This is a genomic window from Ephemeroptericola cinctiostellae, from assembly GCF_003339525.1.
Taxonomy (GTDB): Bacteria; Pseudomonadota; Gammaproteobacteria; order Burkholderiales; family Burkholderiaceae; genus Hydromonas; species Hydromonas cinctiostellae.
Genome location: NZ_CP031124.1, coordinates 1514132 through 1526375, shown reverse-complemented (window position 1 = coordinate 1526375; position 12244 = coordinate 1514132). Strand labels below are relative to the sequence as shown.

Sequence of the window (12244 nt, the reverse complement as noted above, 5' to 3'; positions counted from 1 at the left end):
ATTCGGAACCGTTAATGGCATCGGTTGATGTGCTCGTAACTGCACCAGGTGCAACATTGACCACTTGTCGTTCAGCACCTGCTGCGCCGACAGACACAACACCCTTGGCTGTTCCTGCAAAACCGCTGTAAACGATGCCACTTACAGTACCCGTGGTGACTTGTGCATACGCTTTGTCAGCAGACAAATTACCGAGCACGACGTTTCCGTTGATCGTGTTAGCAGCAGAAATAATGGAAATATTATTACCTAGGGCAAATGAGTTATCGACCAAAATTAAGTTGTTGTTACCAACAGAATAAGATTGACTGCCTATCACAATAGAAGGATCACCGAAGGCGCCAGAAAAATTACCTGACACATTGTTTTTATACCCAATCGAGATGGACTGTACGCCCGAAGCGATCGCACCTGTACCGATGGCAATCGAATCATTTTTACTGGCTGTTGCACTGTAGCCTATGGCATTTGTTCTAAATGCCGAAATGCTCTGGCCAGCCGCATAGCCAATGGCAACATTCTCATTGCCTTTAACACTTTTTCCAGCAGCATTACCAATACTGGTGTTGTTCCAGCCACTCACGCTTTGCCCTGCATATTGGCCAAGTGAGTTGTTGCCCTCACCAGATACATTAATCCCCGATTGGAAGCCGATGGCATTGTTGGCGCCACCACTGACGCTGTTACCAGCTTGAAAGCCAAGTGACACATTGGAACCGCCAGTTACTTTTTGACCTGCCTGAAAACCAATGGCATCATTCGTATCGCCGCTGACATTATTACCCGCATAGTAACCAATGGCATTGTTTGATGTACCCGTCACAAATTGGCCCGCAAAAAAGCCAATAGACACATTGGTGGAGCCCGACACACTATTTCCCGCACGTGACCCCAGAGCCGTATTGTCACTGCCTGTCACATTGTTACCTGTAGAACGCCCAAGTGCTGCATTTTCATCGCCCGATACGCTGCGGCCTGCGAGGAAGCCCACCGCGGTGTTGTCTTTGTTTGTTGACGCGCTGCCTGTACCAGCAGATGTACCAATGACGGTATCGTCGATCCCAACGGCTGTCGCAGATTGACCAATCGAAATCGATTTATCACCCATAGCACTGGCTTCCACCCCCATTGCTATCGCACCCACACCAATGGCGGTTGAGGATTTGCCAACCGCAACACTACCCACAGCATTGGCATACGCATTACTTCCGAAAGCGATGGATGTATCACCAGATGCAGTTGAGTTCGTACCTATTGCGACAGCACTCACACCGCTGGCTGTATCCAACTGCCCTAATGCAATTGAGTTGACACCTGTTGCCGCTTGCGCTTGTGAAGACTTAAATTGCCCTGTTGAAGCATTGGCTGGCGTACTACCAATCGCAATTGCTCCCGACGCTGTTGCTCGGGCATTTTGCCCCATCGCAATAGAATTTAAGCCTGCCGCTGTAATTTCTGTACCAAATGCAATTGCATAATCATTGCTTGCTTTAGCAAAAGTACCAAGGGCATACGCGTAATACCCCGCAGCAGTATTCGCCGAACCCAATGTTATATTGGAACCACCACCGAAGCCACCGCCATTATTAACAACATTAAGATTGCCAATCTGGACAGCGTCCGTCGCACCAGAGTTCTTATTATAAGCGCCGTAAATTACGCTGTCAGCAACGGCTGCAGCATCGGTATTACCCATACCAAATACGATTTCACTCTTACCTAGCAGTTTGTTATTAGCCCCACCCACTATGCTAGAATAGCCTCCGAACGTGCTTTCAACCGTTGTGTTGGTATCGTAATTATGGGCTTCTATGAGACCCACTAGCCCAGCCGTAGCTGTATTGCCTTGACTTGGCGTAACTGACTCTGTTAAGAACAGCTGTGCCTGTGCTTGACTTCCCATCAGAGCTGACCCAATTAAGGTCGAGACTGCAACAACCATAGCAGCGCGGCTGCGCTTGCCTTTTGCCGCGACAATTTCAGACACTGCCACCCATGTCCCTGTTTGCTCATTAAAAACACTACGAAAATTCAAGTTCACAGCCACTCCTTAAAAATAGATGGTTATGCGAAGGAATGCAACGATCAAAGTCAGTCAACTTTGATTCAAAAAACATCCAAAACAACACTCAGGTCAATGATTGTCGTGTTAAAACAAGGTGATCACATCAATTTAAAACGAAGATCAACATGTATAAAACCTATAGCACTTTGATTTTTAAATAAAAAACAAGGCTTCAAGACAAAACACTCAATCATTTAAAATAATTCATTAAAGGCTGTACGCAATTAATTTGGGTCTTAAAAAGCAAACACATTAAAAGGCGTATCAATTTATTGAGAGCAAAGAGAAAAAACCTAATATAAACTTCAAACATTCCAAAAAACGATCGCAATTATTTGAATGGGATAAATTCACTCTGGAATCATGCAAAACGCTGGGTGACTCAATTTAACGATATCCCTAAAATATTTCGCATTGCATTTTTTACTGAGTTTAAATAAACAAAATTTATACTCAATCAGCGTAATGGCAATCTATATAAAGTGTGCTTTGTAATGCCCAGTGATGCACCCTATCGACTTTTGCCCTTTATCTGCTGCACACCTTTTAAATACAGTTTGCTTTTCATTTTACCTATATTTGATACATAAAACTACTATAAAAACCATGTAACCACATGTAAAAAATGGATTAACAAAATCCAACAATGGGCAAAAAAAACACGCAATTAGTCAATATTTATGAAAAAACACAATAAATAAAAAATAATCACTTAAAAAAGCAAATAATTTAATATAAAATAAAAATCAACCAATTTTAAAATGCAAAAAAACATGTATATGTTTTTTAAAATAAACACAAACAACTACTTAATAACAACACTGCATTTTTTCAGTACAAAATGCTTGCAAAATGAAAAACAATCCTGATTGTCCGCTTGCAAGTAAAATACGAAAATGCATCGTTGCATTTGCCCCTCCAATCGCTTTTAATCCATTAACAGACAGGATGTTTGAATCGAAGCAATTGCGGCTCAGAAGAAAAGCCAATGAATGCATGTTCAATCGCATTTTGCTTGCGTTTGTACGCCACTTATCAAAGAGACAATTAACAACCCTCTTCTTGCTTTTTTGCATTGGCCTCTATTGGGCTTAATTTTTATTGTTCAAATCAAGCCAAACAACATGTTAAATTACAAGTCAAAACGCTTACTTACTTCATTTCACCTGTATTTCATTGGCTTGTTTTTTTGACAATTAAAAAAATCACCTCAAAACAGCAAGACAATGGCTAGGTTTACACAAAGCAACTCTCATGTTTTTCAGACCAATTGGCGATGGACGAACACTCCATTACGGATTTTTATTGACCAAAACAGCTTCTAACACGATAATTCACTCACTTATCACGTAATAATTCATGCTTAAACTTGTCACTTCATTTTAATAAAGTGACGATTTTTTAATTCACACAAGGAAACCTCATGTCAAATGCTGATTTACAAACTCGCAAGAATGCTGCCACACCACGCGGTGTTGGCGTGATGACTGATTTTTATGCCGCTCGTGCAGAAAACTCTGAATTATGGGATGTTGAAGGTCGTCGTTTCATCGACTTCGCTGGTGGTATTGCTGTTTTAAATACAGGTCATCGCCACCCCAAACAAGTGGCTGCCATCACAGAGCAATTGAATAGTTTTACACACACCGCTTACCAAATCGTTCCATACGAAAGCTATGTGTCTTTGGCTGAGAAAGTAAATGCACGTACACCTGGCACACACGCAAAGAAAACTGCTTTTTTCACCACAGGTGCAGAAGCCGTTGAAAATGCGATCAAAATCGCACGCGCCGCCACAGGTCGTGCAGGTGTGATCGCTTTCACGGGTGGTTTCCATGGTCGCACAATGATGGGCATGGCATTGACAGGTAAAGTCGCACCATACAAAATCGGATTTGGTCCATTCCCTTCAGAAATTTACCATGTACCATTCCCAGTCGAATCGCACGGCGTGACTGAGAATGATTCACTTAAAGCCATTCAAAACTTATTTAAAGCCGACATTGAGCCAACACGCGTAGCAGCCATCATTCTTGAGCCTGTTCAGGGCGAAGGCGGCTTTTACATGGCTTCTCAATCGTTCATGCGCGCTTTGCGTGCGTTGTGTGATGAACATGGCATTTTGTTGATCGCCGATGAAGTTCAAACAGGTTTTGGCCGTACGGGTAAATTGTTTGCTATGGAGCATTATGACGTCCAAGCTGACTTGACCACTTTTGCTAAAAGTTTGGCGGGTGGCATGCCTTTGTCTGGCGTGTGCGGTCGCACTGAAATCATGGATGCACCCGCACCAGGCGGTTTGGGTGGTACTTATGCTGGCAATGCTTTGGCTTTGGCTTCTGCACATGCAGTATTGGACATCATTGACTCAGAAAACTTACTTGACCGTGCCAATGTGTTGGGCGACAAGCTTAAAGCGCGTTTAAATGACTTACGTGCGCAAGTGCCTCAAATTTCAGACGTGCGCGGCCCGGGTGCGATGAATGCAGTTGAATTTGTTGATGCTGCGACAGGCTTGCCTTCACCAGAGTTCACACAAAAAGTACGCGTGGCGGCTTTAAATAAAGGCTTATTGTTATTGTCATGCGGTACTTATGCCAATGTGATTCGTTTCCTGTTCCCTCTGACCATTCAAGACAGCGTATTCGACGAAGGCATGGCTATTTTGGAATCGGTACTGATTGAAGCAGCTAAAGCTTAAATAATGCTGTTTTAACTCATCGAACTCTAACAGGGCGGGCGACAAGCCCGCCTTGCAGTTTATCGTTTTACTTTTACAGCCATACGATCACTGCCAATGCATGCAGTTTTCTTAGGCGCATCTTTTTGCATCTCTTTGCATCTCTTTTAAAGGATTCACTATGTTAAACCTTAAAGATCCAAGTTTATTCAAGCAACAATGTTACCTCAATGGTGAATGGGTCAGCGGCAGCGACACCATGACTGTGACCAACCCAGCCACAGGTGAAGTCATCGGCACCATTCCCCATCTTGGTCAAACTGAAACAGCCAAAGCCATTGCGGATGCAAATGCCGCTTGGCCTGCATGGCGCAAAAAAACGGCAAAAGAACGTTCAGCCATTTTGCGCAAATGGTTCAACCTGATGATGGAAAACCAAGACGACTTGGCCATGATTTTGACCGCAGAACAAGGCAAGCCTTTGGCAGAAGCCAAAGGTGAAATTGCCTATGGCGCATCGTACATCGAATGGTTTGCTGAAGAAGGCAAACGCGTATACGGTGAAAACATTCCATCGCACATGGCCGATCGCCGCATCATGATCACCAAAGAACCAATTGGTGTGTGCGTGGCGATCACGCCATGGAACTTTCCAAATGCAATGATCACGCGTAAAGCGGCACCCGCCATGGCTGCAGGCTGCCCGATGATTGTCCGCCCAGCTGATTTAACGCCCTTCTCTGCATTGGCCATGGCTGAGTTGGCGCACCGTGCAGGTGTGCCTGCTGGTGTGTTCCAAGTCATCACCGGTAAATCACGTGTTATCGGCGCAGAGTTCACATCAAACCCAACTGTACGCAAATTGACTTTCACAGGTTCAACTGAAGTGGGTCGCGTGCTGATGGAACAATGTGCGCCAACGGTCAAAAAAGTATCAATGGAACTTGGCGGCAACGCACCTTTCATCGTCTTTGATGATGCCGATCTCGATGCAGCCGTCGAAGGCGCAATTGCTTCAAAATACCGCAATGCGGGCCAAACCTGCGTTTGCGCAAATCGTTTATACGTGCAAGATGGTGTGTATGATGCTTTTGCTGAAAAATTAGCGATTGCCGTAGGCAAACTCAAAGTCGGTAACGGCGTTGAAGATGGTGTGACCCAAGGCCCAATGATCGATGAAAAGGCCATGGAAAAAGTTGAAGAACACATCGCTGATGCCATCGCCAAAGGTGCGACCATTAAACTGGGCGGTAAACGCCACGCGCTCGGTCATTCATTTTTTGAACCCACCATTTTGACCAATGTGACTCAAAACATGGCTGTTGCACGTGAAGAAACATTCGGCCCCATGGCACCACTGTTCCGCTTCTCGACTGAAGAGGAAGTCATCGGTTACGCCAATGACACCGAGTTCGGCCTCGCATCGTATTTCTTCAGCCGTGACATCGGCCGCATCTTCCGCGTATCAGAAGCCCTCGAATACGGCATGGTCGGCGTGAACAGCGGTCTGATCTCCACTGAAATCGCCCCATTTGGCGGTGTAAAACAATCAGGTTTGGGTCGTGAAGGCTCAAAGTACGGCATTGAAGATTACATGACGATCAAATACACTTGTTTGGCTGGATTGGACAAGTAAGCTTTTGTTGTACTCGTTAACAAAAAAACCGCCGTTCATTTGAACGGCGGTTTTTTCATTCAATCCTTTTAAAAACAATTTTCAAATACCACTTTATCATAAGGCAACTCTCCACCCCGCGGAAACGCAGGCCGTATGCCTTTACCAATCGCAACAATCATACCAATTTTATGTTGCTCAGGAAGTTTGATTAACTCCGCGAGTTTGTCCGCATCAAAACCAACCATCGGGCAAGACTCATAACCTAAAGCTTGTGCTGACAACATGAGGGTTTGCGCTGCAATACCAATAGAACGAAGCACTTCATCGTATTGCTTTTGTGGTTGATTGTGATAAAACTGTTTAAGCATGTTCACCATGAATGCCTGCCGCTCTTCAGGAAAATTACGCCAATATTGTTCAGGCTGATCCTGCCATGCCTGAATATCCCCACAAATGACAATGACCAAACTGGCATCAGTGATTTGTGATTGATCCCATGCCGCTGCACGTACCAGCTTTCTTTGCTGTTCATCTTTAAGTAGCAAAAAGCGCCAATGCTGAATATTAAACGATGTGGGTGCCAATCGTGCGGCCTCCAATAGTTGACGCTCAATATCTGCGGGCATCTGATGATTTGGGTCAAACGATTTAACAGCACGACGCGCGTTGATGGCTTGAAATACATTCATTTAAAACTCCTGTTCTGTTGTGTATCAATGGAAACAGCATGATAAACGCTTACTTTATTAAATGATAGAATGCACATTTAAGACCGATACACACATTTTGTATACTGCAATTCACAATTTCTCACTCAAACAACCCTCTGAAAAAATGACAGAAAATAAAAAAAAACCTTCGCAACTCGACACACAATGCTCCATGAGCGCAACACTAGAAGTCATTGGTGGAAAATGGAAAGGTGTGATTTTGTATCATTTAAGTCAAGGCACTAAACGTTTCAACGAGTTGACGAGATTGATTCCCAATATTACCCAGCGCATGTTAACTCGTCAGCTGCGTGAATTAGAAGAGCATGGCATCATTTTGAGGGTTATCTACCCTCAAATCCCACCAAAAGTTGAATACTCTTTAACCGATATCGGTCAAACGCTAAGACCCATTATTAACACGCTCACACGCTGGGGTGAGTTTTATGAAGAAACAATTAGAAAATAAATTAGAAAATGACCATGCTTTTGTCAATAATTGTAAAAAATCAACGCCAAACACGGACTGCTTGCTTTCCGTAACAAATATTTGTTTCAAAGTGCATCATGTTTTTCAAGATATGATGCTTGACTTCGAGCACGCTCAAACCTCTATCATCACGCTATGAACACTTTTTACCGCATCACCGACATCGCCCAACGCACAGGCTTATCCGCACATACTTTGCGTTATTACGAACGCATTGGTTTAATGGATGTGGTGGCGCGGAAAAACGGGCATCGCGTTTACAGTGATGACGATGTCCGTTGGCTTGAGTTTGTCTTGCGCTTGCGCAGCACAGGCATGTCGATCGCACGGATGTTGCGTTATGCCGAGTTGCGGCGTTTGGGCGAAACGCTGGAAAGTGTTCATGGGCGGCGTGAGATGTTGATCGAACATGCACGCCATGTGTGCGAGGAGATGGCGGCGTTGAGTGGACATTTGTCGGTATTGAATGACAAAATTGAACGTTATACCGACATTGAATCGCGCTTAAACCATGAAAAGGATGCGCAAAATGACCACCCAAAACTTAACCCAACAAGACATTCATGAACGCGGCTTGAAACGTTTGTTTGATGTCGATGCAGAAGCAGGCGAACGCGTGATTGAAAGTTTGCAAAGCATCAGCCCCGACCTTGCCAATTACGTGATTGATTTTGGCTTTGGACATATTTACAGCCGAGAAGGTTTGACTTTGCAGCAACGTGAGCTCGCCACCATCGCCGCGTTAACCGCTTTGGGCAATGCCGAACCACAACTCAAAGTGCATTTACATGCCGCTCTCAATGTTGGGTTGAGCCGCATGGAAATCATCGAAACCATCATTCAAATGGCAGTGTACGCAGGTTTTCCTGCCGCCTTGAATGCAATGTTTGCAGCAAAGGCTGTGTTTGCCGATCATCCACTGGTCAATAAAAAACCAAACTACGGCATCACGGCACAGATTCGCGTGCGGGAAGGCATTGATGTCGCTGTGGCGAAAAAAGCGTTAAATGAATTGGCTCACGCCACCCGCACCGAAGCAGGCTGCTTGCAATTTGACATGCAACAAGATGCTCAACGTCCTGACCACTTTGTGCTGTGGCAACGCTTTATCGACGAAGCGGCATTTAAACAACATTTTGAAATGCCACATACGAAACGTTATGTCGATCAAAACCTCACGGAACTTGTGATGCACTGGGAAACGCATGACTTCAATTAAATAAGAAAGAAGGATGAGGCAATGACATGTAAAAAATGCCCTTCAATCATTGCGTCGTATCTGAACAAAACAGCGAATCGCTTGATCTAAGGCATTCGGGACAACGCTTGGGTGGGTGACTATTGAGCCACACCCTCCTTGTCTGCCCGCATCTCTAAACCCGTCAAATAAACCCTCAGGTCAAACTCAAGCTGATGGTATTCGGGCAGCATGTGTGTGCAAAGCTTATAAAAGGCTTTGTCGTGGTTGCGCTCCTTCAAATGTGCCAACTCATGAACAACAATCATTTTCAAAAAATCAGCGGGTGCACTTTTAAACACACTGGCGATGCGGATTTCTTTAGCAGCCACCAGTTTTCCACCTTGCACACGTGAAATGGCCGTATTCAGCCCAAGGGCGCGATGAGTGAGGTTGAGGGTGTTGTCGTACTGGACTTTATTTAAAAGGGGCGCATTTTTGAGGTGTGTTTTTCTATACTCATTGACGAACTGATACAGCGCTTTATCCGTTTGAATGGTGTGGGCTTGAGGGTATTTGGCTTGAATATACGCGCCAATGCTTCGCTCTGCCATCATGTGTTTGACTTGATGTTGCAGTTCAGGGGCGTAGTGGCTGAGGTATTTGAGTGGCATAAACAGTTGAGTGGTAAATGACGTTTGATTTTAAGTCAAATTGGGTTCTGCTGCTTGTCAAACGTGATCTAGAGGCGGGCTTATTGCATCTTTTTTGTTTGGATCAAATGGCTGTTTCAATTGATTTGATTGAGCGAAGGCTGTTCAGTACATGCTAAAAATAAAGTTAATTAAGCCCATGATTCATTGGTCGATTAGCGTTTAAATTAAACCAATTTATCGTGTGGTCGCATAAAAAAACCATCATTCTGGATGGTTTTTTTATGGAAAACAGTAATCATGTAACAGGCGACAAAAAAAGCCAAAACTTACTGCTTCAATGAATTTTAGTGATGATGACCATCGCCAGCATGTGCATGACCATGAGACAATTCACTGTCAGTTGCATCACGCACACTGTCCACCGTCACATCAAAATGCAAGCGTTGACCAGCCAAAGGATGATTGGCATCAACCGTCACCACTTCGTCAGTGATGGCCATGACCACAACAGAAATGGGCCCTTGTGGCGAATCACCGTGCAACTGCATGCCCACTTGCAGATCGGGGACATTCACAAACGCCTCACGGGGCACTTGCTGAATCGCATCCTCTTGACGCACACCATAGGCATCTTCTGGCTCAATGCTCACGTTCAACTGCTCACCGACAGTTTTACCCAGCATCGCATTTTCTAAGCCAGGAATGATGTTGCCATGACCTTGCATGTACATCAATGGTTCTTTGCCTGCGGATGTGTCGAGTACTTCACCAGCATCGTTTTTAAGTGTGTAATGAATGTTTACAACAGAATTTTGTTTGATTTGCATGGCGTCCTCGTGATTGCAATTAATCGAACACAGATTATAAATGAATTTATCACGTCACTGATAAAAAAAGCCACTTCAACAGGCGTGATGACCGCAATTTGACAACCGTCGCTTTGAGTCAAACAAGCATGAGCGGTGCATCGTTCAGCAGACTTCAGCAAACATGGTTTGGTGACAATCCAAAAAAGGATTTTACGTAATTCGCTCTGAACGACATCCCAATGCGACATGTGAAATATTTTTTGAACACAGTCACCACACATACGCCACATGCATGGTTCATTTAACGAATGGGTGACATTAACTGTCGTGATATAATTTTTTACATATCGCTTTTAAATAGACTTAAGCACACTTGAAGCACGTCATGCACACCCTTCCAACATTAAAAAACAAACAAATTGTGCTGCTCCGTGAAATTGCCCTCACAGGATCAATCACGCAAGCAGCTCAACACATTGGCATGAGCTATAAAACCGCATGGGATGCCGTGGATGGCCTCAACAATTTGTTTCCTCAGCCTTTAATTGTCGGCCGAATGGGTGGAAAAAATGGGGGCGGCACCCGACTCACACCTTATGGTGAACAGGTTTTACATATGTTTGAGTCTGTTGAACACCAATACCGTGTGTTTTTAGATGCCGTTGGTGTGGAGACATCCTCAACAGTCCCCCAACTTCCCGATACCTTTGGTATTTTTTTAAAAGGACTGCTCATGAAGACCAGTGCGCGCAATCAATTCATCGGTCAAGTAACGAAGATTAAACAAGGTGCAGTCAACAGCGAAATCCATCTCAACATCGGCGGACAACAGGACATCATTGCCACCATCACCAACGACAGCGTGACACATTTAGAGCTGACAGAGGGAAAACCCGTTCATGCTTTAATTAAAGCATCTGCTGTGCAGCTCGCGGTCAACATCACCCCCAGCCAAGTTAGCGCAGAAAACTGCCTCTTGGGTGAAGTGGAACATGTCACCTTAGGCGCGGTCAACTGCGAGGTCAAAGTGCGCTTGCTCAGTGGCAAACAAATGGTGGCCATCATCACCAATGAGGGGGCGATGCGCTTTGCACTGAACATAGGGCAAACCATTTATGTGCTGTTCAGTGCATCCAGTGTGATTTTAGCCACTGAAAGCTAAATATAGTGCAACTTCAATTTTCATTTTAAATTGACTCACACGGATTTTTATGACATTCAAATCACTTACACTGCTCATCATGGGCTTGTCTTGCATCCATACGGCAATGGCCGAAGACGTTCAAATAGCGGTTGCAGCCAATTTTGCTGGGCCGATGCAAAAAATTGCCCGTCAATTCCAACAGGCAACGGGTCATCGTGCCATTCTCAGCTTTGGCTCAACAGGCAAGTTTTACACTCAGATCAAAAATGGAGCCCCTTTTGACGTGCTTTTATCTGCGGACACAGCAACACCCGAGCGATTGGAGCGAGAAAATGAAGCCGTGAGCGGCTCGCGTGACACGTATGCAATTGGCAAACTGGTTCTGTGGAGTCCACAAAGTAATTTTGTTGACAAAATGGGTCAAGCGCTGATCACGGGTCGCTATGATCACATCGCCATTGCCAACCCAAAAGTTGCCCCTTATGGCATCGCCGCACAACAAACCATGCAAAAATTAAACTTGTGGTGGAATCTGCAAAGTAAACTGGTGCAAGGCGAAAACATCGGTCAGACCCATCAATTTATCGAAACGGGCAATGCAGAATTGGGATTTGTTGCTTTGTCTCAAATCCAAGGGGATGGGAAAATGTCTGGTTCTTACTGGCTTGTACCGCAAAAGTTGTACAGCCCTTTGGCGCAACAAGCTGTTTTGCTCAGTAAAGCCCGAGACAATGCGGCTGCAAAAGCATTCTTGTCCTTTTTAAAAAGCACTCGCACACGAGATGTGATTAAAAGCTACGGCTATGATTTACCAAAATAAGCCAAACCCTTTTCAAGACAATGAATGACAAACCAACGAATGGCAAACAATGACGGGTCGTGAAATTTGCACATA

General features: G+C 44.6%; 12 protein-coding genes and 2 pseudogenes. 10 read left to right on the top strand and 4 right to left on the bottom strand.

Features of this window, described 5'->3' with window-relative positions:
* Nucleotides 1–797 precede the first annotated feature (797 nt).
* Together DTO96_RS06955 and DTO96_RS13025 are read left to right on the top strand one after the other, a co-directional pair.
* The gene (locus tag DTO96_RS06955) at nucleotides 798–1082 is read left to right on the top strand and encodes a hypothetical protein (RefSeq protein ID WP_114562833.1); all 285 of its coding nucleotides are present in this window, start codon (nucleotides 798–800) and stop codon (nucleotides 1080–1082) included.
* A 66-nt stretch (nucleotides 1083–1148) separates the two neighbouring features.
* Nucleotides 1149–1478 carry a DNA-directed RNA polymerase II gene (locus DTO96_RS13025; protein WP_264080567.1) on the top strand — a complete coding sequence of 110 codons (330 nt, stop codon included), beginning with the start codon at nucleotides 1149–1151 and terminating at the stop codon, nucleotides 1476–1478.
* A gap of 443 nt (nucleotides 1479–1921) precedes the next feature.
* Here DTO96_RS13025 and DTO96_RS13125 read toward each other — a convergent pair.
* A pseudogene (locus DTO96_RS13125) lies at nucleotides 1922–2041 on the bottom strand (ESPR-type extended signal peptide-containing protein); the annotation flags it as partial.
* Nucleotides 2042–3488: 1447 nt separating this feature from the next.
* Between DTO96_RS13125 and gabT the strand changes: the two are divergent.
* Nucleotides 3489–4766 (top strand): 4-aminobutyrate--2-oxoglutarate transaminase, encoded by a 1278-nt coding sequence (gabT, locus tag DTO96_RS06935; protein WP_114562831.1) that lies wholly within the window; start codon nucleotides 3489–3491, stop codon nucleotides 4764–4766.
* Between the two features lie 160 nt (nucleotides 4767–4926).
* Nucleotides 4927–6381, top strand: a complete 1455-nt coding sequence (gabD, locus tag DTO96_RS06930) for an NADP-dependent succinate-semialdehyde dehydrogenase (RefSeq protein WP_114562830.1) — start codon at nucleotides 4927–4929, stop codon at nucleotides 6379–6381.
* 68 nt (nucleotides 6382–6449) lie between these two features.
* Here the strand turns inward: gabD and DTO96_RS06925 are convergent, their stop codons facing one another.
* Nucleotides 6450–7052, bottom strand: a complete 603-nt coding sequence (locus tag DTO96_RS06925; protein ID WP_114562829.1) for a nitroreductase family protein — start codon at nucleotides 7050–7052, stop codon at nucleotides 6450–6452.
* A gap of 145 nt (nucleotides 7053–7197) precedes the next feature.
* Between DTO96_RS06925 and DTO96_RS06920 the strand changes: the two genes are divergently transcribed.
* The 4 genes and pseudogenes from DTO96_RS06920 (at nucleotide 7198) to DTO96_RS12920 (ending at nucleotide 8782) form a co-directional block, all read left to right on the top strand.
* A complete protein-coding gene (locus DTO96_RS06920) occupies nucleotides 7198–7542 on the top strand; it encodes a winged helix-turn-helix transcriptional regulator (protein WP_114563961.1) in 345 nt (114 codons plus the stop codon).
* Between the two features lie 156 nt (nucleotides 7543–7698).
* The gene (locus DTO96_RS06915) at nucleotides 7699–8130 is read left to right on the top strand and encodes a MerR family transcriptional regulator (RefSeq protein ID WP_114562828.1); all 432 of its coding nucleotides are present in this window, start codon (nucleotides 7699–7701) and stop codon (nucleotides 8128–8130) included.
* Nucleotides 8093–8479 (top strand): annotated as a pseudogene (locus DTO96_RS12925) (carboxymuconolactone decarboxylase family protein); the annotation flags it as partial. The gene DTO96_RS06915 and the pseudogene DTO96_RS12925, both read left to right, overlap by 38 nt.
* The gene (locus tag DTO96_RS12920) at nucleotides 8465–8782 is read left to right on the top strand and encodes a putative quinol monooxygenase (protein ID WP_225972592.1); all 318 of its coding nucleotides are present in this window, start codon (nucleotides 8465–8467) and stop codon (nucleotides 8780–8782) included. The pseudogene DTO96_RS12925 and the gene DTO96_RS12920, both read left to right, overlap by 15 nt.
* A gap of 119 nt (nucleotides 8783–8901) precedes the next feature.
* On the opposite strand, the gene DTO96_RS06905 is transcribed toward DTO96_RS12920, so the two are convergent.
* Together DTO96_RS06905 and DTO96_RS06900 are read right to left on the bottom strand one after the other, a co-directional pair.
* Nucleotides 8902–9414 carry a YgjP-like metallopeptidase domain-containing protein gene (locus tag DTO96_RS06905; protein ID WP_192878967.1) on the bottom strand — a complete coding sequence of 171 codons (513 nt, stop codon included), beginning with the start codon at nucleotides 9412–9414 and terminating at the stop codon, nucleotides 8902–8904.
* Between the two features lie 326 nt (nucleotides 9415–9740).
* On the bottom strand, nucleotides 9741–10223 hold the full coding sequence (locus tag DTO96_RS06900; protein ID WP_114562825.1) for an FKBP-type peptidyl-prolyl cis-trans isomerase: 483 nt from the start codon (nucleotides 10221–10223) through the stop codon (nucleotides 9741–9743).
* A gap of 367 nt (nucleotides 10224–10590) precedes the next feature.
* Here DTO96_RS06900 and DTO96_RS06890 point away from each other — a divergent pair, with 367 nt between their 5' ends.
* Both DTO96_RS06890 and modA read left to right on the top strand, forming a co-directional pair.
* Nucleotides 10591–11367, top strand: a complete 777-nt coding sequence (locus DTO96_RS06890; protein WP_114562823.1) for a TOBE domain-containing protein — start codon at nucleotides 10591–10593, stop codon at nucleotides 11365–11367.
* Nucleotides 11368–11416: 49 nt separating this feature from the next.
* Complete coding sequence (gene modA / locus DTO96_RS06885; protein WP_114562822.1) at nucleotides 11417–12169, top strand: molybdate ABC transporter substrate-binding protein; 753 nt, start codon at nucleotides 11417–11419, stop codon at nucleotides 12167–12169.
* The last annotated feature ends 75 nt before the right edge of the window (nucleotides 12170–12244 follow it).

What these genes read in the sequence shown, in the direction of transcription:
- DTO96_RS06955 (WP_114562833.1), top strand. Translation starts at nt 798, where the DNA reads ATGGCATTGTTTGATGTACCCGTCACAAATTGGCCCGCAAAAAAGCCA.
- DTO96_RS13025 (WP_264080567.1), top strand. Translation starts at nt 1,149, where the DNA reads ATGGCGGTTGAGGATTTGCCAACCGCAACACTACCCACAGCATTGGCA.
- gabT (WP_114562831.1), top strand. Translation starts at nt 3,489, where the DNA reads ATGTCAAATGCTGATTTACAAACTCGCAAGAATGCTGCCACACCACGC.
- gabD (WP_114562830.1), top strand. Translation starts at nt 4,927, where the DNA reads ATGTTAAACCTTAAAGATCCAAGTTTATTCAAGCAACAATGTTACCTC.
- DTO96_RS06925 (WP_114562829.1), bottom strand. Translation starts at nt 7,052, where the DNA reads ATGAATGTATTTCAAGCCATCAACGCGCGTCGTGCTGTTAAATCGTTT.
- DTO96_RS06920 (WP_114563961.1), top strand. Translation starts at nt 7,198, where the DNA reads ATGACAGAAAATAAAAAAAAACCTTCGCAACTCGACACACAATGCTCC.
- DTO96_RS06915 (WP_114562828.1), top strand. Translation starts at nt 7,699, where the DNA reads ATGAACACTTTTTACCGCATCACCGACATCGCCCAACGCACAGGCTTA.
- DTO96_RS06905 (WP_192878967.1), bottom strand. Translation starts at nt 9,414, where the DNA reads ATGCCACTCAAATACCTCAGCCACTACGCCCCTGAACTGCAACATCAA.
- DTO96_RS06900 (WP_114562825.1), bottom strand. Translation starts at nt 10,223, where the DNA reads ATGCAAATCAAACAAAATTCTGTTGTAAACATTCATTACACACTTAAA.
- DTO96_RS06890 (WP_114562823.1), top strand. Translation starts at nt 10,591, where the DNA reads ATGCACACCCTTCCAACATTAAAAAACAAACAAATTGTGCTGCTCCGT.
- modA (WP_114562822.1), top strand. Translation starts at nt 11,417, where the DNA reads ATGACATTCAAATCACTTACACTGCTCATCATGGGCTTGTCTTGCATC.